A 19,727-nucleotide genomic window follows, 5' to 3' on the forward strand; every position below is an offset into this window, starting at 1 on the left:
GCCGTCGGCCCGACGCCTCAGCCGGAATGCAGCGAGGTGGCGGGCCAGTCGAGCAGACGGGCACCGATCACCGCGGTCTGGAGCATGTAGCGGTGCGCGGGGTCGGCCGGATTGGCTCCGGTCAGTTGTTCGATCCGGGCGAGCCGGTAGGTGAAGGCCCGCACGCTGAGGGAGAGCCTGCGGGCCGCCTCGGCCGCGACGCAGCCGGTGTCGAAGTAGGCGGTCAGCGTGTCCAGCAGCATCTGCGCGCCCCCGCGCGCCGAGGTCAGCGGGCCCAGCGTGCCCAGCACCAGGTCCGCCATCGCCTGCCGGTCGCGGGTCAGCACCGGATAGACGAGCAGATCGGCGGCGTACAGCACCGGCTCGTCCAGCTCCAGGCGCGCGGCGAGATCGAGGACGCTGAGCGCCTCCTCGTACGACTGCACCACGCCGCCCGGGCCCGGCCGCACCCGCCCGATGGCCACCTGGCCGCCGTCGGTGGCGGCGTAGCTGTGCTTGGCGAAGTGCTTGAGCACGTCGGGCTGGTCGCCCGGCGCGACGCACACCAGCCGGCCCTCCTTGGTGGTCAGCAGGGTGTTGCGGTCCTGGAACCGGGTGATGAGCGCCTGTTCGACCTGCCGCGCCACCGGGTCGCCCTCGTCGTAGGCGCTCGTGCTGTACGCGACGGCCACCGCGTGGCTGTGCGAGAGCCGCAGCCCGAAGCGCTCGGCACGCTCGGCGAGCCGGCCCAGGTCGCTGCGGCCGTGCAGCAGGTCGTCGATGAACTCCCGGCGCGCGGCCTCCTCCTGGCGGACGGCCTGCCGCTGGGCCCGCTCGTACCCCTCGGCGACCGCGTCCACGGCCTGCTGCATGCCCGCCAGCAGGCTGTCCGGATCGCCCGCCAGCGACGGCCATGCGGTGCGCGCGGCCTTCAGGTGGGCGCCCATCAGGTCGCGCAGCCCGTACCCCGCGTCGGCCGCGCGCTCGCCGAGGGTGCGCCGGCCCTCCAACTCGTCCCGCGTCAACCGGCGCCCGGTGGCACAGACCTCGGAGAGGATCTGCGTGTACCCCACCAGGTACGCCTCGGGTATCTCCACTGCCGCACCCACTACGGTCACCCCCGTGCTTCCACCGCCCCGACGGCTCCTTGATGCCGCCCGGCATGCAGACCCTAGAGAACTCTGCCGGGTTCCGGCAATGCGGGGGAGTCGGTCCGCCCGGCAGTATGCGTGGTGAGGGGGAACGGGGGCACGTTCCGGTGCCACACCCCGGCAGGGGATACCGGCGGCGGCAGGGGGGATGCCGTACGCGGGCAGGGGATGCGGCACCGGAACGCGGGGGGCCGGCGCGTGGCGGGGGGACCGGCCGGTACGACGAGAGCGGGTGGGAGGCGTGGTGCCTCCCACCCGCTCGGGTGTCCCCTGCCTGGTGCTGCGGTCGTGGTGTCCGCGGCCGCGCAGTACGCGGAGTCGACTCAGTAGGCGGAGTCGACCTGGTCCATGGAGCCGTAGCGGTCGGCGGCGTAGTTGCAGGCGGCGACGATGTTGGCGACGGGGTCGGTGAGCTTATCGGCGGTGCCCTTGACGTGGTACTGGTCGAAGGTGGGCTGGATCACCTGGAGCAGTCCGCGTGAGGGGGTGCCCTTCTGGGCGTTGACGTCCCAGCCGTTGACCGCGTCGGGGTCGCCGGCCGACTCGCGGATGATGTTGCGCTTGATGCCGTCGTAGGAGCCGGGGATGTCGTTCTTCTTCATGATCGCGCGGGCCTCACGGATCCACCCGTCCAGGTTGTCCGGGTAGGTCTTCTTCCCTGCCTTCGCGGCCTGCGCGGAGTGGGGGGCCTTCTCGGCGTGTGCGGCGTGCTGGGCCTTGGCGTGCGCCTCGGCCTGCGGGGCGGCCTGTGCGGTGCCGGTCAGCATGGCGGTGGCGACACCGGCGATGGCGCCCACGGCCGTGACGCCGGTGGTGGTGACGCGGGACAGCTTGGCGGGACTGAGGCGGGACAGCAGAGCAGTACGCATGTGAGCGGGATGCCTTTCGAGGGGGGACACATCCGGTCGCGGTGCGGGGGCGGGCCTGCTGCCCGGGCTCTCGTCGCGACCTGGCCCCACCCTGGGAACCGGCTCCCCGAGCGGGCAAATATGTGACGTACGATCCAGATTCGTCCGTTTTGCAGGGATAGGGCTTCCGCTCCCGCTGCCGCCCCGTTCCGGGTAAACCGGACATACGAGGTCGCCTCGTAAGTGATCTACGCCCTATGGGCACGCTCACATCCGGCTCGGAATCCCGTCACGCGGGGGCGGATGCTGATTACGGAAAGTCACGATTCTCTGGGGTGCTTCCCCGGCGTGGCGGAAGCGGTGGGAGGCTGCGTCGCCGCCCCCGGAGGGGTCCGGCCGGTGCGGGCCACTGCCCGCGAGAAGTGGGGGCCGGAGGGGCGAGTCGATGAGCGGCGCGGATGATGCCGGACGGCGGGAGCCGGTGGCAGGGGCGGGTCCCGAGGGTGAGGGCGGGGCGGCCGGATCGTCGTCGGCGCCAGTGGCTCGCTGGTCGGCCCGGCAGCCCTGCGGGTGGGCGCGCGCGAGGCACGTACCGGTGGGCGCACTTTGGCGGCGGTCCTCGCGAGGGAGCAGCCGGAGGGCGAGGCGGCGTACATGCTGCGACCCCGACCGGGGGTGGGCGGCGCACTGGTACACGGACGCCTGCGTGCGGCCGGAGCGTGCCTTCGGCGAGGTGTGTGGCGGTGTGCCGGTGGGTGTTCTCTTTGTTGTGCGGGGCGTTGTGGGGACTGTCTGTGGTGGGGTCTGTGTCAGGTGGCTGTCCCGGCTGTGCGGGGCCGGAGCGTGCCTTCGGCGAGGTGTGCGGCGGTGTATCGGTGGGTGTCCCCTTGGTCGTGCGGCGCGTCGTGGGGGACTCTCCGTAGCGGGGCCTGCCAGGTGGCAAACCGTCCCGGCGACAGCCTGGTGCCGGGCACCCCGGGCACCCCGGGCACCCCGGGCACCCCGGGCACCCTTCGCCCGTGCCCCTGTGCCTGCGGGAGGACCACCCGCCGGGTGCCGACCCGGGCGACCTGCCCCGTTCCCGCCGGCCCCGCGCCCCGGGTTCCGGGTCACTACCGCGTCACCGCGCGGCGCGCGACGGTGGACGACGTCCTCGGCGCCGGTTCGGGCGCGGTGACGGCATGGCAAGCGGGGCGGTAGCGGCCTGATCCGGGTGCGCAACGGCCTCGGCGGGACGGGTAAGACGGGTAAGACGGGTAAATGGTCCGCACCCGGCCGCCCCACGCGGGGGCGGCCGGGTGCGGGTGACGCGCGGCGCTACGTGTCGCGGCGCGTCAGGGCGTCAGGCGGGTTGCGGAGTCTTGGCGAAGTGGCCGACGAGCGCGGCGCAGAACGCCGGGAGGTCCTGCGGGCCGCGGCTGGAGAGCAGGTTGCGGTCGACGACGACCTCCTCGTCGACGACCTCGGCGCCCGCGTTGCGCAGGTCCGTGCGGATGCTGGGCCAGGAGGTGAGGCGCCGGCCGCTGACCACGCCCGCCTCCGCCATGGTCCAGGGGCCGTGGCAGATCGCGGCCACCGGCTTGCCGGTCTCCATGAACTCGCGGGCGAAGCGCACGGCGTCGGCGTCGGTGCGCAGTTGGTCCGGGTTCATGGTGCCGCCGGGCAGCAGCAGCGCGTCGTAGTCGCTCACGGAGGCGTCTGCCACCTGCTCGTCGACGGAGAAGGTGCCGGCCGGGTCGATGTCCGACTGGCGGGCTTGGATGTCGCCGGTGTGCAGGGAGACCAGGTCGGTCTGTGCTCCGACGGCGTGCAGCGCGCCGCGCGGCTGTTCCACCTCGATGCGCTCGACCCCGTCCGTGGCGAGGATCGCGACCTTCTTGCCGTGCAGTTCGTCCGTCATGGTGCGGTTTCCTTCCGCTGGGGAGCGGACGTCCGGCTCCGCCGGACGGCGGGAGCGGGCGTGCGTCGGCGGCGGCGCCACCGGTACCGGACCCAAGGGCCGGTGTCCCGGCGCGCCACTCCTCCAGGCTCCCATCCGGCTTCCAGAAGGTGTCAAACGGGACGATTCGGCCCCGGAGGGGGCGTGGTGAGGGCCTGTGCCAGGGCGTCCGCGAGCGCGTCCGGCGGCGGAGCCGCCGCCTGCGCGACGGCACGGGCGGCGCCCTCCGTACGGGCCCAGTCCCACCAGTGCTGGAGCGTCTCGCCGTCCAGCCGCTCCGCGGGGACCACCGCGGGCCAGCCCAGCGCCCGCGCCTGGGCGCTCACCTTGGCGCCGCCCGCCACCGGGTCGACGGCGATGACGGGAACGCCGATACGCAGCGCCAGCACCAGCCCGTGCAGGCGGTTGGTGACCACCAGGTCGGACCGTGCCAGCAGCGCGTCCAACTGTTCGGGGGTGGCGCACAGCCGCCAGTCGTGGCTGTCCAACCGCGTCTCCAGCGGCAACCGTGCGCAGTCGTGCGCCCCGAGCCAGGCGGTGATGCGCCGTACCGTCTCCTCGTGCCGCCGCTGCTCCGCGTACTCGTGCTGTCCGGCAGTCAGCACGGTGGCCACCACCGGCGGCGGCTGTGCCGGTGGCCGGGTGCCCGCCGACAGATCGGGGAGCGGGCCCTGGGACGGACCGTCCCGGGCGATGACCTGGTCGAAGCCGCGGACGGCGGCCGCCCCGGGGTCGATGACGGAGACGCCCACGGCCAGCCGGCGGCAGTGCGCGAACCGCTCGTGCAGCGCGGCGACCTGCGGTCCGTGCAGCGGCCCGCACACGAAGACCAGCAGGTCGTACCGCTGGGGCCGCACCGTCTCCAGCGACAGCTCGCCCGGCCGGAAGCCGGGGCTCCACGCCACGTCGTAGGGCACCCCGGCCGCCCGCGCCACGCCCTCCACCCGGCGCAGCGCCAGCACGTCGCCGGCGGTGGCCTCCCCGTTCTCGAAACTGAACCAGCCGACGAGCAGCGCCCGGTGACCCCTCACGGAGCGCCGTCCGGGTGCGAGGGCACCTCGTGGGACGGCACGAGGGCGGGCGTTCCCGCTGCCGCGCGGCGGCTCCCCGGTGCGGGCCCGCCCTCGGCGCCGGTACCGAGGCCGGGCAGCACGGTTCCGGCCGGTGCGGCGTCGTGCCCTGCCGGGTCGGTGGGGGCCTGGGGTGCGGCCGGGCCGGGTGGGGGCAGCGTCGCGCAGGCGTCCAGGACCTCGGAGGGGCCGATGCGCAGCAGGCGCGCGTCGGGGCGGGTGCCGTGCGGGTCGCCGGGGCGTGCTCCGTCACCCGGGTCGGGATGCCACAGGGCGCGGTGCCGGGGGTGCGCGGGAGGGCCCCACAGGGCGGGGGAGAGAGGGCCGAACAGGACGACGGAGGGCGTGGCGAGCGCCGACGCGAGGTGGGCCACCCCCGTGTCGCCCACCAGCACCGCGCGGGCCTCGGACACCAGGGCGGTCAGCACGTCGAGGGGCAGCCCCGCCGGGCCGCCGGGCACCGCGCGCGCGGGCAGCCCGGCCCGTTCCGCCACCTCGCGGGCCGGCGCGAGCTCGCCCGGACCGTGCGTGACCACCACTTCGCTGCCCCGGGCCCGCAGAGCGCGCGCCACGTGGGCGAACCGCTCGGCGGGCCAGCGCCGGGCGGCCGCGTCGGCGCCGGGGTGGATCACCACGGCCCCCGGTGCGGGCGACGGCAGCCCGGGGCGGTCCAGCAGCAGGTCGCCGGGGTCGGCGGGGATGCCGTACCAGCGCAGCAGCGCGCACCAGCGGTCACGTTCGTGCGCGTCCTGCTGCCAGCCGGGCGCCGAGCCCGCCGCGTACGCCAGCAGCTTCGCCGGTGCGGTGGCGGCCAGCACGTCGCGGCTCGCCGGCCCGTTGCCGTGCAGGTCGACGGCGAGCCGGGGCGGTGCCCAGGGCCACGTCAGCGCGGCGGGCACCTCGCGGCCCGCGCCGCCCGCGGGCAGCAGCACGTCGGCGGCGCGGGCGGCCCGTACGACCGGGGCCAGCCAGGCCGGTGCGGCCAGCACCAGTTCGTGGTCCGGGCGGGCCCGGCGCAGGGCCCGCAGTGCGGGCAGGGCGGTCAGCAGGTCGCCCAGCCCCAGGGCGCGCAGCACCAGCGTCCGTGCCCGCCCCGGCGCGGTACCGGCCCCCTCCCGCAGTACGAGGGGCCGGGGGGTCACGATTCCGCCCCGGCGCGGCCCGCACCGCCCGGATCGCTCGGGCTTCCCGGCCTCCCGGGGCCACCCGCGCCACCCGTACCGCCCGGGCCACCCGCACTGCCTACGCCTCGCGTGCCGGCCGGTCCGTTCCCGCTGTCCGTGTGCCCCGTACCGCCCACGGGCCCCCTGGCATCCACGCCTCCCGCACCGCCCGCGCCGCTCCCGCCGTCCGTCCGTCCGTCGCCTCCCGGCCCTTCCGCCGCTCCGGAACCACCCCGGCTGCCAGGGCCGCGTGGACCCGTGGAGGGTGACGGCGCCCGCCCGGTGCCCGTCCCCGCGGCGGTACCTGCCGCCCCCGCGCCGTGGTGGTCGGCGGCGCGGCGGGCCAGCGCGGTCGTGGAGCGCCCGTCCAGGTACGGGAGCAGCAGGACCCGGCCGCCCCACTCCTCCAGTGCGCTCGCTTCGGGAAGCCGTTCGGTGCCGTAGTCGCCGCCCTTGACCCACACATGGGGGCGCAGCTCCCCCAGCAGGCGTTCGGGGGTGTTCTCGTCGAAGACGGCGACCGCGTCCACGCAGTCGAGCCCGGCCAGCACGGAGATGCGGTCCGCCTCCGGGGTGAGGGGGCGGCCCTCGCCCTTCAACCGGCGGACCGAGACGTCGGAGTTGAGGCAGACGATGAGGCAGTCCCCGGTGCGGCGGGCGTTCTGCAACATGCCGACGTGCCCGGCGTGCAGCAGGTCGAAGCAGCCGCCGGTGGCCACGACCGTGCCGCCGCGGGCCCGCACCGAGGCAGCCAGGGCGCGGGCGTCCGTCAGCGAGCGGTCCGCCGCGTGCAGGGGCGGCGGGGATGCGGGCGCCGCGGGGGCGCTGCCGGGCACGCCGCCCCACAGGTGCGGGTTGCGCACCCCGCCCGCCGCCACGAAGGCACCGGACTGCCGTACCGCCTCGTGGGTGGCCTCCTCCGGCAGGGCGCCCTCGGCCAGGGCGCGGGCAGCCGTCGCGGCGAAGCAGTCGCCGGCGCCGCACGGGTCGCCGTCGGCCTCCTGGAGCGGCGGGAAGTACAGCGGGGCCTCGTCCCCGGGGCGGGCCAGCACCGCACCGCGCCGGCCCAGGGTGACGGCGACGGCCGCGCTGCGCCACTCCGCGGCCAGCGCGGCGCCGCGCCACCCGTGCCCGTGCAGTCCGTCCCGGTCGGTGTCGGCGTGGGGGTCGGCGCACTCCGAGCACAAAGCCCTGGCCTCGGCCGCGTTGGGCGTCACCAGCCGGGCGCCGGGCACCGGCGGCTCACCGCGCGGGTGCGGGTCCCACACGACCTGGGTGTGCCCGGCCAGCACCGCGAGTTCGGCGCGCAGCCGGGCGGCGACGCCCCGCCCGTAGTCGGACACCAGCACGGTGTGCGCCCCGGCGAGCGCGGCCCGCACCTCGTCGGTGACCGGCCCGACGGTGCCGCCGCCCCGGTCCACCCGCAGCAGCGGCCGCCCGTCGGCGCACAGCCGCGTCTTGACGGGCACACTGCCGCGCAGCGGCAACTCCAGCACCCGCACGCGCGGGGCGAGCAGGTCACGGACCACCTGGTCGGACCGGCTCTGCCCCAGTGCGGTGACCAGTACCACCTCGGGCCGGTCGGCCTCCTCCCGGCCCTGGGCGTCGGCTCGGGCACCGGGCCCGTCCCCGGCGAGATCGCGGGGAAAGGCGGCGGCCAAGGTGGCGGCCAGCCCTGCCCCGCCGGGCCTGCTGTGCTCCTCGGACACGTCCAGCACCGGCGCCGGCGCATCCGGAGCCAGCCGGTTTGCCTGGCCCTCGACGTCGGTGTCCAGCAGCGTGTCGCCGACGACGACGAGCGGACGGTTGCGCGGCATGCGCGCCTCCTTCGGCGTGGTGCGGGCCCGGGGATTGTGCTGCGCGACCCCGGGGCGCGGGGCCCTGGTGGGGCCTTGCGGGACGTGGTGCGGGACCTTCCGGGAGGTGGCGCCCGGCTACCGGGGAGAGACGGGACGCGGGGATGCAGGGGTTGCAAGGGGATGCAGGGGACGCAGGGGGTACAGGGGATGCAGCCGGGTCCCTCTGCGCCGTCCTGCCGTGGTGGGACCCTGCGGAGGACTGCCCTGCTGGACCCTGCGGCGTCCTGCCGGGGCCGGGGCCGGTTCACCTTTCGGGCGGCACCCGGGCGGCCCGTCCCTCCGGCTCCGTGGCGGGCACCGGCTTCCCGGCGTCCACGGGAGCCCGGACACCGGAGTCCGTGCCGTCCACGGGAGCCCGGACATCGGAGTCCGTGCCGTCCACGACGGCCGGCAGCGGAGTGGTGGCCGCGAGCAGGTCCGCGGCCAGCCCTTCGGCCGCGTCGAACGCCTCGCACAGCAGGTGCACGGCCACCAGGTGCACCTCCTGCACGGTCGCGGTGGTGGCCGCCGCCACGCACAGCGCGTCGTCGGCGGCCGTCGCCAGCGGGTTGGGCGCGGGGCCGGTCAGCGCCCACACCCGCAGCCCGGCGCGGTGCCCGGCCACCGCCGCGGCCTGGAGGTTCTCGCTGCGCCCCGAGGTGGACAGCAGCATCAGCACGTCGCCGGGCCGCCCGTGCGCGGCGACCTGGCGGGCGTACAGCTCGGCAAATCCGTAGTCGTTGCCGATGGCCGTCACCGCGGAGGTCTCGGCGTGCAGGGCGATCGCCGAGTAGGGCGGGCGCTCGCCCTGGTAGCGGCCGACGAGTTCGGCGGTCAGGTGCTGGGCCTGGGCGGCGCTGCCGCCGTTGCCCGCGGCCAGCAGCCGTCCGCCGTCGCGCAGCACCCCGGCCAGCTCCTCGCCCCACGCGGTCACGTGGGCGGAGTGGTTCTCCCGGAAGGCGGCGACGGCCTGTTCGAGTGCCTGGCAGTGGGTGTGTGCGGGGTCGATGGGGAGCATGGCGGTGGCCGCCGGGCGGGTCAGCGGACCGGCCCGCGGCCTCCCTCCTTCACGCGTACGGAACCGACAGGGATCGCAAGGGCGCCGGCGAGGCGCGGGGACGACGGGGTGCCGAGCACCGGGATGCGGGGCACCGGGATGCAGCAGGAAGGCTTCAGGGCACGGCGGGCACCGGCGCCCGGGTGGCGGCGGCGGTGCCCGCCGTGCGGGCGTCGTCCAGCACGGCGCGGTAGACCTCCTCGGTCTGGCCGACCACCCGCGTCCACGAGTAGCGGGACAGCACCCGGCGCCGCCCGGCCGCGCCCAGGGCCCGGCCGCGCGCGGGCATCGCCAGCAGTGTGCGGACGGCCGCCGCCAGCGCCTCGGCGTCGCGCGGCGGCACCAGCAGCCCGGTGGAGCGGTGGTCGACGGTGTCGCGCTGGCCGCCGACCTCGGTGGCCACCACCGGTGTGCCGCAGCTCATGGCCTCCAGCGGGACGATGCCGAACGGTTCGTAGTCGGCGGGGCACAGCACCGCGTCGGCGGCCCGCATCAGCGGCGGGATCTCCTCGCGGCCCAGCCCGCCGGTCAGGTGCACCCGGTCGGCGACGCCGAGTTCCCGCGCGAGCCGCCGCAGCCGTACCGCCTCCGGGTCGTTCTCCAGCGCGGCACCGGACGGGCCGCCCGCGACGACCAGCTCCGCGCCGGGGACGCGGGCGAGCGCGGCGATCGAGAGGGCGGCGCCCTTGCGCGGTACCAGCCGCCCGACCTGCACCAGCAGCGGGCGGTGCGCCGGGCGTGGCCACACCGGCCCGGTGGGGGTGAACACGTCCGGGTCGACTCCGCAGGGCACCACCGACACCCGCTCGGGCGCCACCCCCATCGCGGCCAGCTCCTCCACCTCGTCACGGCAGGTCGCCAGGATGCGGTCGCACAGGGTGCCGACGGCCGTCTCGCACGGGATGCGCTCCCCGGGGCTGGTGTCGGCCTCGCCCTGGTGCCGCTTCTTGACGGTGCCCAGCGCGTGGTAGGTGTGCAGGAACGGCAGCGCCCGCTCCTGCGCGGCCTGGAGGGTGGCCAGGCCCGACATCCAGAAGTGCGAGTGCACCAGGTGGGGCCGCTCGGCCGCCCACTGGGCGGACAGGAACGCGCCGAACCTGCCCATGTAGGGCAGCAGTTCGTCCTTGGGTACGGGCTCGGGCGGCCCTGCGGGCACGTGGTGGACGTCCACGCCGTGCCGCAGCGGCAGCCGTTCGGGCAGCTCGGCCTCGTCCCGCCGGGTGTAGACGGTCACCCGGTGGCCCCGGGCGGCCAGCGTCTCGGCCAGCCGCGCCACGTGCACGTTCTGGCCGCCCGCGTCGGCGCCGCCCAGGGCCGCCAGCGGACTGGCGTGCTCGGAGACCAGCGCGATCCGCAGCGGGCTGCTGCCTGTGGTCCGGTCCTTGCGTACGGCCGGCATCAGTGGGTCACCTCCTCCAAGAGCTGCTCCCAGCGGTGCAGGAAGGTCTTGAGTCCGTAGCGGCTCAGCGCGGCCCGCCGGGCGCGGGCGCCGTCCTCGGCGGCTGCCGCGGGCTCGTCGAGGTAGTGGCGGGCTGCCCGGGCGAGCACCTCGGGGCGGGTGGAGAGCACCCCGGCGCCCTCGGGCACCGCCTCGACGGCCTCCGTGGTGGCCAGCGCCACCACCGGCATGCCCAGGTGCATGGCCTCCAGCAGGGACAGGCCCAGCGAGGTCCAGCGCACCGGGTGCAGGTAGCAGCGGCGGCGGGCCAGTTCGGCGTGCAGCCGCTCCTGCGGCAGGTCCGCCGCCCGGCACCGGTCCTCGGCCAGTCCCAGGTGGGCGGCCAGGCTGCCGGTGCGCATGCCGAACACGTCCAGCGGCGCGGCCTCGCTCAGCGCGGGCAGCAGGTCGGTGCCGACGAACCTGCCGCGCCGCACCGGGTCGTTGACGACGACGGCGGCCCGCTCGACCTCGCCGGTCCACTGGTGTCCGGGGTCGACGACGCCGTGCTCGACGACGGTGGTGCGGGTGGATCCGCTGTCCCAGAAGAGCCGGTTGAAGTGGGTGACGTGCACGAGGGTGAGGTCGTCCCGGTCGGCGCAGGGGTGCCGGGTGTCGGGCACGTCGCCGTCCGGCGCGTTGTGCTCCAGGTAGACGGCCGGGAGGTCGCGGCCCGGCCTGCGGCCGCCCAGCCAGCGGGTGGCCAGCTCCTCCTCGTGGGGGCGTTGCAGCACCACGAGGTCGACCTCCGCGTCGGCGAGCTGCGCCGGGGTCACCTCGCGGACCGCGTCGGGCCAGGCGAACGTCTCGGCGCGGCCGAGCCCGTCGGGGCCCCGGTCGGGCAGCACCGGCACCAGATAGGTGTGCGGCCCCTGCACGAACGCCGTCGTCCAGGACCCGTGCACGTGCCAGATCAGGATGTTCATGCTCCGGCCTCCCCGGTGGTCGAAGTGGTGCGGCCCGCGGACCCGGCACCAGGCCCGGCGGTGCGCGAGGCTCCGGTACGGGAGGCGGCGGGACGCGGGGCGGCGCCGCGGCTGCGGGTGGCGGGCGGCAGCCGGTCGAGTGCGGCCAGCACCTCCTGATCGCCGATCCCGTCCAGGCAGGGGTGGCCCGCCACCGGGCAGGAGACCGCCCGGGAGCCGGCGCACGGTGCCCGCCGGTCGCCCAGCAGGACGTGCGGTACCCCGTACGGCGCCCAGCGTCCGGGCGGCACCACGGGCGCGAACAGGCAGACGACGGGGGTGCCCACCGCCGCTGCCAGGTGCGAGGGCCCGGTGTTGCCGACGACGGCGGCGCGGGCGCCCGCCAGCACGCCCGCCAGCTCGTGCAGTCCGGTGCGGCCGCCCAGGTCCAGGGCGTGCTCCCCGGCGACGGCGGCCGTCAGCTCCTTCTCCGAGGCCGCGCCCGTGACCACCACCCGGTGCCCGGCCCCGGCCAGCGCCGCCACCGCGCGGGCCGCCCGCCCCTCGCTCCAGGTGCGGGCCGGCGCGGTGGCGCCCGGGTGCACGACGACGTACGGGTCGGTGCCCGTCAGCGGCCCGGTGTCGGGCGGCGGCACGATCGCCAGGCCCCCGTGGTCGCCCGGCGGCAGCGCGAGACCGGCGGCCGCCGCCAGGTCCATCGCGGCCCGCGCCTCGTGCCGGCCGCGGCGCCGTCGGTGCCGCAGCTGGAGCAGCGAGCCGGGGTAGTCCTCGCTGTCGGCGGCCACCCACGGCACCCCGGCCAGTTTCAGCAGCAGCGCCGTCGGCAGCGGACTCTGGTGGTAGGAGGTGAGGATCAGGGCGCGGTCGACGTGGCGCTCGGCCAAGGCGGCGGCCAGCTCCTCGCACGCGGCCCGCTCCACCGCCGCCGGGTGCCGTCCCACCCAGGGGGCGTCGAAGGTGAGGACCTCCTCCACGCCGGGCAGCAGCTTGGCTGCCGCCCCGCCCAGCGGGCCCGCCAGCAGCGTGACCCGCCGCGACCCGGCCGCCGCCATCCGTACCGCGGGCCCGGCCAGCAGGACGTCGCCGACGCTGTCGAGCCGGACCACGAGCGTGTGCGGGGCCCTCTCGCCCGGGGCGGGCCCGGGCGGGGGTGCGGGGTGCGACCGTGCGGTCCGAGGGGGCGTCATGCCGGGCCTCCAGGAGGGCGGGGGCCGGCGTCACCGGCGGCGGTGCCCTCGCCCGTCGCGGTGCCTGCCTCCCCGCGGGCGGGGATGCCCAGCAGGGTGCGGACGGCGCCCGCCAGGTGCCCGGCGGTGCACGGGGCGGCCCGGGTCTCCTGCGGCAGCGTCGCCTCGTTCGGGACGAGCAGGCCGGGCGCCCCGGCGGCGTGCGCGGCCAGCAGGTCGGTGCCGATGTCGCCGACGACCACCGCCTGCCCCGGAGCCACCCCCAGCGTCCGGCAGGCGGCGTGCACCAGGCCGGGCGCCGGTTTGCGGCAGGCGCAGTTGTCCGCCGGCAGGTGCGGGCACACGGCGGTCACCTCGACCGGCCCGAGCAGCTCCTCCATCCGCGCGTGCACCGCGTCGAGCTGGGCGAGGGTGAGCAGTCCGTGGCCGAGGTCGGGCTGGTTGGTCACCACCGCCGCCCGTACTCCGGAGGCCCGGAGCAGCGCCAGGGCCTCCTCGGCGTGCGGGCGCGGCCGCACCCGTGCGGGGTCGGTGTTGTGCGGGACGTCCTCGACGAGGGTGCCGTCCCGGTCGAACAGCACCGCCTGTGGCATGCCGCGCCCGCCGTGGGCGCACTCGGCGGCTGGGCGGGGCGCGTCCCACGGGAGCCGCAGCAGCGGGGCGCCGGGCCCGTCCTGGTACCAGGCGGCGGTGGCCGTGCGCAGGAGGGCGCCGTCTGCCGCGGAGCCGTGCTGCGCGGGGCCGGGCGGCGGTTGGGCGCGGGTGCGGGTCCTCACGGCCACACCCCCGTGCCGTCGCACCACCGGGCGGGCCACGCCTGGAGTTGGGCGCGGGCCCAGTGGAAGGTGGCCACCGGCGGGATCAGCAGGCTGCTGAGGGCCATGGTGAGGCCCTCGTCGCGGGTGAGCGGCCCGGGGCGCAGCCGGGCGGCCAGGAACTCGCCGGTACCCGCCAGCCACAGCCCGCCCAGCACGGCGGCGGCGCGCGGCCGTCCGACGGCCAGCCCCGCCAGGGCAGCGCCGGCCGCAGCGGTGACGGCCACGTGCCGGGGCAGCCGGCCGCGCGGCGCACCGGCCCGGCGCCACCACCCGGTGCCGTGCAGCCGGTTCATCAGCACGTCGTCGGCGTTGCCGCGCTGGGCCCGTACCGACACCCAGCGGTCGGCGGCGCGCACCGGGTGGACGGTGTGCCGGTCGCCCTCGGCGAGCTGCCAGCCCGCCGCGTCCAGCCGCAGCGCCAGGTCGGCGTCCTCGCGGAACGCGCGGCGGAACCGCTCGTCGAAGCCGCCGACCGCTTTCAGGGCGGCACGCCGGTAGGCCATGTCGGCGGTGATCCAGCGGGCGGTGGCCAGCCCTGCGGTGGTGCGCTCCCAGTCGGTGGGCGGCCGGTCCTCGGGCAGCGGCACGGTGATCCGGCCCTGGGTGCCGGCTGTCCTGCCGGGGGCCGCGTCGGCGCTGTCCAGGTCGGCTGCCAGCCGTGCCGTCCACCGGTCGCCGGGGATCACGTCGTCGTCGAGGAAGGCGATCCACTCCTCCTCGGTGGCGCGCCAGCCCACGTTCCGTGCGGCGGCGGGCCCGGCGGCGGCCCCCGGCACCACCGTGACGAGGTCCGTGAGCGCTTCGGGCACCTGCACGGGCAGCGGCCCGCACTCGCGTGCCGGACGGTCGTCGACCAGCACGATCCGCCGCGGTCTCGGCTCCCCCGCCTCGGCCAGTGCCTGGAGGGTGCGGTTCAGCGACGGCCTGCCCAGGGTGGGGACGACGACGGCGAACGCGGGCCCGGATCCGCTGCGCCGGCGGCGGCTCACGCGGCCGCCCCCCGCCGGTCGGCGGGCGCTTCGTACGCGGCGTCGCCGCTGCCGTCGCCCCGGTGGAAGAGGGCACCTCTGCGCACCACGTACGGGCCGATGGCCAGCAGGTCGACGGGGGAGGAGCCGAAGCATTCCAGCGCGTCGCGCGGGTCGTCCACCATGGGCCTGCCCGCGGTGTTGAGGCTGGTGTTGACGACGACGGGCAGCCCGGTCAGCCGCTCGAACGCGGTCAGCATGCGGGCCACCAGGGGCTCCTTCTCGCGGCTGACGGTCTGGATGCGGGCCGTGCCGTCGGTGTGCACGACGGCGGGGATGCGGTCCAGCCAGGCGGGCCGCACATCGTGCACGAACAGCATGTAGGGGCTGGGCAGCGGCCCTTCGAAGATCTCCGGCGCCCGCTCCTGGAGCACCATGGGGGCCACCGGGCGGAACTGTTCGCGGCCCTTGACGTCGTTGAGGCGCTCCAGGTTGGCGGCCCGGCCCGGGTGTGCCAGCAGCGAGCGGTGGCCCAGGGCGCGGGGCCCGTACTCGCTGCGCCCCTGGAACCAGGCGACGATCCCGTCGTCCGCGAGGGCTTCGGCGACCGTCCCGGCCACGTCGTCGGGCTCCTCGAACGGCACCCCGGCGGTGGTCAGCCACTCCCGCAGCTCGGCGGGCTCCCAGCGCCGCCCCAGGTCCGCTCCGGCCAGCGGCTCGGTGGCGTCCCCGCCCCGGGCGGCCAGTGCCAGCGCCCCGCCCAGCGCGGTGCCCGCGTCCCCGGCGGCGGGCTGCACCCACACGTGCGAGAAGGGGCCCTCGGCGGCGATCCGCGAGTTGGCCACGCAGTTGAGTGCCACGCCGCCCGCCATGGTCAGCAGCTCGTCGTGGGTCTGCCCGTGCAGCCAGCGCACCATGTCCAGCAGCGTGTCCTCCAGGCACCGCTGGGCACTGGCCGCGAGATCCGCGTGCTCCTGCGTGAAGTCCTGGCCCGGCCTGGCCGGTGGCGCGAAGCTCTCCCAGGGCACGTCCCGGGCCACGAAGCCGCCGTCCCCCGTGGAGTGCACGTACCGGGCGAGCTCGGCGGCCATCCGCGGCTTGCCGTAGGAGGCCAGCGCCATCACCTTGTACTCGTCCGAGGAGCGCAGAAACCCCAGGTGGGTGGTGAGTTCCTCGTAGACCAGGCCCAGCGAGTGGGGCAGCTGCTGCCCGTGCAGCGGCTCGACGGCGGCACCCCGGCGGCGGGCCGCCAGGTGGGACGTCGACTCGCCGCGCCCGTCCACCACCAGCACCGAGGAGCGGTCCGCATCGGGCGCGGCGAACGCCGAGGAGGCGGCGTGGGCCACGTGGTGGGCCACGAAGTGCACCTTCTCCTGCTCCAGCCCCTCCAGCGCCTCGCACAGGAACGCGGGCGCCTGGTGCGCGTACGTCAGCCGCAGCGGGTCCCACGGGTCGTCCAGGCCCAGATCCGTGGCCGGTTCGGCCAGGTCCGGGTCGAAGGAGTAGGCGACCGCGTCGAGGTCCTGGGGCTGCAGCCCCGCCTCGGCCAGACACCAGGCGGCCGCCTTGACGGGCAGCTCCCAGGCGGCGAACGGCACCGGGCGCTTGCCGTGCTTGCGGCGGGAGAAGCGCTCCTCCTCGGCGGCGGCCACGGTGTGCCCGTCGACGACGAGCGCGGCGGCCGGATCGTGGAAGAGGGCGTTGATACCGAGAACGCGCATGTGCTGCCTTTCGCCGCAGGGCGCCGATGGGGGAGGGGGGGTCGTGAGGTGGCGGGGTGCCCGGCGTCACCCGGTGGCGTGCCGGCGGAACCAGTCGATCGTCTGCCCAAGTCCCTCACAGGCCGCCACCGTCGGCTCCCACTGGAGCTTTCCGCGGGCCAGCGTGATGTCCGGGCAGCGCACGGCGGGATCGTCGCTGGGCCGCTCGATGAAGCGCAGCCCGGAGGAGGAGCCGGCCAGCGCGATGATCAGCTCCGCCAGCTCCTGCATGGTGATCTCGTCGGGGTTGCCGATGTTGACGGGACCCAGCAGCTCGGAGGCGGCCATCGCCAGGACGCCGCGCACCGTGTCGTCCACGTACGCCAACGAACGGGTCTGCCGCCCGTCGCCGGTCACCGTCAGGTCCTCGCCCGCGAGGGCCTGCCGGACGAAGGTGGGCACGGCACGGCCGTCGTAGCCGCGCATCCGCGGCCCGTAGGTGTTGAAGAGGCGGACGATGCCCACGTTGCTGCCGTGGGTGCGGGCCTCCGCCGCCGTCAGGGCCTCCCCGTACCGCTTCGCCTCGTCGTACACGCTGCGCGGTCCCACCGGGTTCACATGGCCCCAGTACCGCTCGCTCTGCGGATGCTCCTGCGGATCGCCGTACGCCTCCGAGGTGGAGGCGTGCACGAACCGCGCCCCGTGGCGGCGGGCCAGCGCGAGCGCGTTGCCGGTCCCCGCGCTGCCCGTGCGCAGCGTGTGCAGCGGCATGCGCAGATAGTCGGCGGGCGAGGCCGGCGAGGCGAAGTTGAGTACGAGGTCGGGCGGATGCGCGGCGCCCGCGTCGGCCACCTCGCCGTCGAAGGGATGCGTGATGTCCGCCTCCACGAGACGGAATCCCGGCCGGTCCGCCAGCGCCGCCACGTTCTCCCGCCTGCCGGTGGAGAAGTCGTCGACACAGGTGACCTCGCCGCCGCTTTCCAGCAGCGCGGCACACAAATGGGAGCCGACGAATCCGGCACCTCCGGTGACAACCGTGTGGCGGAAACCCCGGAACCCCCGGAAAGCGGGTATGGAGTCGGTGCGCGGGTCCATGGACACTCCTGCGGCTTTCGCGGCCCTCCCCGCAGAGCAAGGGAGAACTGGTGAAAAGCTGACGGCGGCGCACGGCGATGTGCTCGCCCTCACAAGCGTGCGGGGCTCCCCACCGCGCCGCAACGCGAGGAGCATCCGAGCGCTGCTCACCGTGGCGCTGCGCTGCGTGAACGACCGCTGTGCAGCGGGGTCGAGTCCCGACGCGCAGTGACGGCGTGCCGTCCGCCGACAGCCCTGTGAGCAAGGCAACCCGGGGTCTTTTCCGCCTGGTCATCCCCTGTACGGGGAGGAGAATGGCGCACTGCTCGGCGAAGCGGCGACCGAGTCGGCGCGAACCGTCTGTGAATATGGCTGAGGGCGTCGGACGGAAGTTCTTCTCCGCCTGCTCCGCCCTCCCTCCACTTTCCGCTCCGCCCTTCCTGCCCCCTGCCTTCCTGCGTGAATTCCTTATGCCTTTTCACTCGACTGACGAGAGTCGCTCGACCGCCGAAAGTCACGCGACCGAAGAGAGTCACGCGACCGCCGAAAGTCACGCGGTCGGCGACAGCCGCTCGACCGCCGAGAACGCGAGCCGACGCGGGCCCCTCGCACGGATGCGCGACAGGCTCCCGGGCCGGTCCTCCGTCCTGCGCGCGCAGCGCGCGGACCGGCAGGGCGACCGCTCGGAGCGCAACCCCTGGCGCTCCCTGCGCTACCCCAGCATGCGCTGGTGGTCGGCGGCCAACCTGGTCTCCAACGTCGGCACCTGGATGCAGCTGACCGTGCAGAACCTGCTCGTGCTGCAACTGACCGGATCGGCCGCCACCACCGGGCTGTCCCTGGCCGTTCAGGCCGCCCCCGGGCTGCTGCTCAGCCTGGTCGGCGGCAGCCTCGTCGACTCCTGGCCGCGCAAGCTGACCGCCTCGGTCAGCCAGGCGCTGCTGGGCGTGGTGGCCTTCGCCACCGCCGCGTCCGTCGCCTTCGGCATGCTCACCGTGCCGCTGCTGATGGTGCTCGCCGCCGTCACCGGCTCCATCGCCACGGTGGACAACCCCGCCTGCTCGCTGCTGGGCAACGACCTGGTCAAGCGGAAGGACGTGCCCTCCGCCATCGCGCTGGGCTCCGTGGTGCACAGTGCGGGACGGCTGCTCGGCACCGCGGCCGCCGGTGCGGCCGTCGCCTGGTTCGGCATGTCCTCCGCCTACCTGGTCAACGGCGTCTCGTTCCTGGCCGTGGCCGCCGTCATCCCGTTCCTGAAGCTCGCCCCGGCGGAGGAGCGCGAGCCGCAGACCGCCCACGAGCGTCCGGCACGCACCCCCGCACCCGCCGCCGCGGGGCGCGGCAGGGCCCGTCTCGCGCTCGGCGGCGACACCCGCGAGGGCCTGGTGTACTTCGCGCGCAACCCGCGCCTGGTGGCCCTGGCCGCCATCACCGGCATCTCCGCGATCTTCGGTCGCAACTACCAGTTGACGCTGGCCGTACTGGTCACCGGACCGCTGGCCGCGGGTGCCGGGGCGTTCAGCACCGTCTCGACCGTGCTGGCCGTCGGCGGCATGGCCGGTGCCGTGCTCGCCGGCTGCCTGCGCAAGCCGGCCGTGCGGCACGTGGCCCTGCTCGCCGCCGCGGGCGCGCTGCTCCAGGTCGTGGCGGGCTTCTCCCCGTCGCTGGTCTTCCTGATCCTGCTGGTGGCGCCCATGGCCGTCGTGGAGTCCGTCTCCGACACCGCCGGGACGACCGTGCTGCAGACCGAGCCGCCCGCCCACCTGCGGGGCCGGGTGCTGGGCGTGTGGCGCAGCGCCTCCACCGGCTGGGGCCTGGTGGGGCCGCCGCTGCTGGGCGCCCTGATGGAGTTCGCGGGAGCCCGCGGCGGACTGATCGCGGGTGGCCTGGCCATCGTGGCGGTCACCGGTGCGGCCCAGATGCTCCAGCGGCGTCCGGCGTCGCTGCGCGGCCTGCGGCGGCCCGGCACCCGGGCGGGAGCCCCCGCCCTGGCGCCCGCACCTGCGCCCGCGCCCGTGGCCGCGGCCACCGGTGCGCCTGCGCCCGCGGTGGTGCCCGCGCCCGCGGTGGCGCCCGCCGTGCGTGAGGCGGCGTCGGCCGCGGCCTGAGACCGGGAGCCCGGGGACGCTCCCTCCCGGCCCGCACCCTGTCCCAGCGGCAGGGTGCGGGCCTCTCCCGTGTCTCGCCGTCTCGCCGTCTCGCCGTCTGCTCCACCCGCTCCCGGCCCTTCCGCTCCGCCCCTGTCTCCGTCGGCTCCGTGTTGCGGGCCACACGGGTGGCTCCCACCATGGAATGAGCAGGATGAGCAGGAAAACGCCATGTCGGACATCCCTCGTATGGCGGAGCCGTGCGACGCAGACCTGTGGAGGAACGATGAGCGACGTGAACCCCATCGAGGTTCAGCAGGCCCTCAAGGGTGCCTCCTATCCGACGGACCGGCAGACCCTCACCGACCTCGCCAAGAAGAACAAGGCGTCCAACCAGGTCGTCGACAAGCTCTCCCACATGAAGCGCGACCGGATCGAGGGACCGGACCAGGTCGAGAAGGAGATGTTCTCCGGCTGACGCGCC

General features: G+C 75.9%; 15 protein-coding genes and 1 pseudogene. 2 read left to right on the top strand and 14 right to left on the bottom strand.

All coding sequences use genetic code 11. The annotated features are described in order from the left end of the window. Window positions 1–17 precede the first annotated feature (17 nt). The 14 genes and pseudogenes from H297_RS0117900 to H297_RS0117965 all read right to left on the bottom strand — a co-directional run bounded on the left by H297_RS0117900 (window position 18) and on the right by H297_RS0117965 (window position 17,177). Entirely contained in the window at window positions 18–1,097 is a 1,080-nt protein-coding gene (locus H297_RS0117900) for a helix-turn-helix domain-containing protein (RefSeq protein ID WP_027738193.1), read from the bottom strand. Window positions 1,098–1,453: 356 nt separating this feature from the next. Next, on the bottom strand, window positions 1,454–1,999 hold the full coding sequence (locus H297_RS0117905; RefSeq protein WP_027738194.1) for a transglycosylase SLT domain-containing protein: 546 nt from the start codon (window positions 1,997–1,999) through the stop codon (window positions 1,454–1,456). Between the two features lie 1,321 nt (window positions 2,000–3,320). Next, window positions 3,321–3,878, bottom strand: a complete 558-nt coding sequence (locus H297_RS0117910) for a type 1 glutamine amidotransferase domain-containing protein (protein ID WP_027738195.1) — start codon at window positions 3,876–3,878, stop codon at window positions 3,321–3,323. Window positions 3,879–4,030: 152 nt separating this feature from the next. Further along, window positions 4,031–4,948, bottom strand: coding sequence for a polysaccharide pyruvyl transferase family protein (locus H297_RS0117915; RefSeq protein WP_027738196.1), 918 nt, complete (start codon window positions 4,946–4,948; stop codon window positions 4,031–4,033). Next, window positions 4,945–6,129, bottom strand: a complete 1,185-nt coding sequence (locus H297_RS36935) for a glycosyltransferase family 9 protein (protein WP_486589553.1) — start codon at window positions 6,127–6,129, stop codon at window positions 4,945–4,947. Before H297_RS36935 ends, H297_RS0117915 begins: the two co-directional genes overlap by 4 nt. A 350-nt stretch (window positions 6,130–6,479) precedes the next feature. After that, a pseudogene (rfaE2, locus tag H297_RS36940) lies at window positions 6,480–7,967 on the bottom strand (D-glycero-beta-D-manno-heptose 1-phosphate adenylyltransferase); the annotation flags it as partial. 286 nt (window positions 7,968–8,253) lie between these two features. Further along, window positions 8,254–9,006 carry an SIS domain-containing protein gene (locus tag H297_RS36945; RefSeq protein ID WP_106959652.1) on the bottom strand — a complete coding sequence of 251 codons (753 nt, stop codon included), beginning with the start codon at window positions 9,004–9,006 and terminating at the stop codon, window positions 8,254–8,256. A gap of 154 nt (window positions 9,007–9,160) precedes the next feature. Next, on the bottom strand, window positions 9,161–10,444 hold the full coding sequence (locus H297_RS0117935) for a glycosyltransferase (RefSeq protein ID WP_027738197.1): 1,284 nt from the start codon (window positions 10,442–10,444) through the stop codon (window positions 9,161–9,163). Beyond that, on the bottom strand, window positions 10,444–11,409 hold the full coding sequence (locus H297_RS0117940; RefSeq protein ID WP_027738198.1) for a glycosyltransferase: 966 nt from the start codon (window positions 11,407–11,409) through the stop codon (window positions 10,444–10,446). Before H297_RS0117940 ends, H297_RS0117935 begins: the two co-directional genes overlap by 1 nt. Then, on the bottom strand, window positions 11,406–12,596 hold the full coding sequence (locus tag H297_RS36950) for a glycosyltransferase family 9 protein (protein WP_078514228.1): 1,191 nt from the start codon (window positions 12,594–12,596) through the stop codon (window positions 11,406–11,408). The genes H297_RS0117940 and H297_RS36950 overlap by 4 nt, the downstream gene beginning before the upstream one ends. Continuing rightward, a complete protein-coding gene (locus H297_RS36955; protein WP_486589554.1) occupies window positions 12,593–13,372 on the bottom strand; it encodes a D-glycero-alpha-D-manno-heptose-1,7-bisphosphate 7-phosphatase in 780 nt (259 codons plus the stop codon). Before H297_RS36955 ends, H297_RS36950 begins: the two co-directional genes overlap by 4 nt. Continuing rightward, window positions 13,369–14,403 (bottom strand): glycosyltransferase, encoded by a 1,035-nt coding sequence (locus H297_RS0117955; protein ID WP_027738199.1) that lies wholly within the window; start codon window positions 14,401–14,403, stop codon window positions 13,369–13,371. Before H297_RS0117955 ends, H297_RS36955 begins: the two co-directional genes overlap by 4 nt. Further along, window positions 14,400–16,103, bottom strand: a complete 1,704-nt coding sequence (locus H297_RS0117960) for a carbamoyltransferase C-terminal domain-containing protein (protein ID WP_027738200.1) — start codon at window positions 16,101–16,103, stop codon at window positions 14,400–14,402. The genes H297_RS0117955 and H297_RS0117960 overlap by 4 nt, the downstream gene beginning before the upstream one ends. A gap of 66 nt (window positions 16,104–16,169) precedes the next feature. Beyond that, a complete protein-coding gene (locus H297_RS0117965) occupies window positions 16,170–17,177 on the bottom strand; it encodes an NAD-dependent epimerase/dehydratase family protein (RefSeq protein WP_037794520.1) in 1,008 nt (335 codons plus the stop codon). A gap of 593 nt (window positions 17,178–17,770) precedes the next feature. Here H297_RS0117965 and H297_RS36960 point away from each other — a divergent pair. Beyond that, entirely contained in the window at window positions 17,771–19,264 is a 1,494-nt protein-coding gene (locus tag H297_RS36960; protein WP_078514230.1) for an MFS transporter, read from the top strand. Between the two features lie 265 nt (window positions 19,265–19,529). After that, complete coding sequence (locus tag H297_RS0117975; protein WP_027738202.1) at window positions 19,530–19,721, top strand: DUF2795 domain-containing protein; 192 nt, start codon at window positions 19,530–19,532, stop codon at window positions 19,719–19,721. Window positions 19,722–19,727 lie beyond the last annotated feature (6 nt).

The organism is Streptomyces sp. CNT360 (assembly GCF_000424785.1).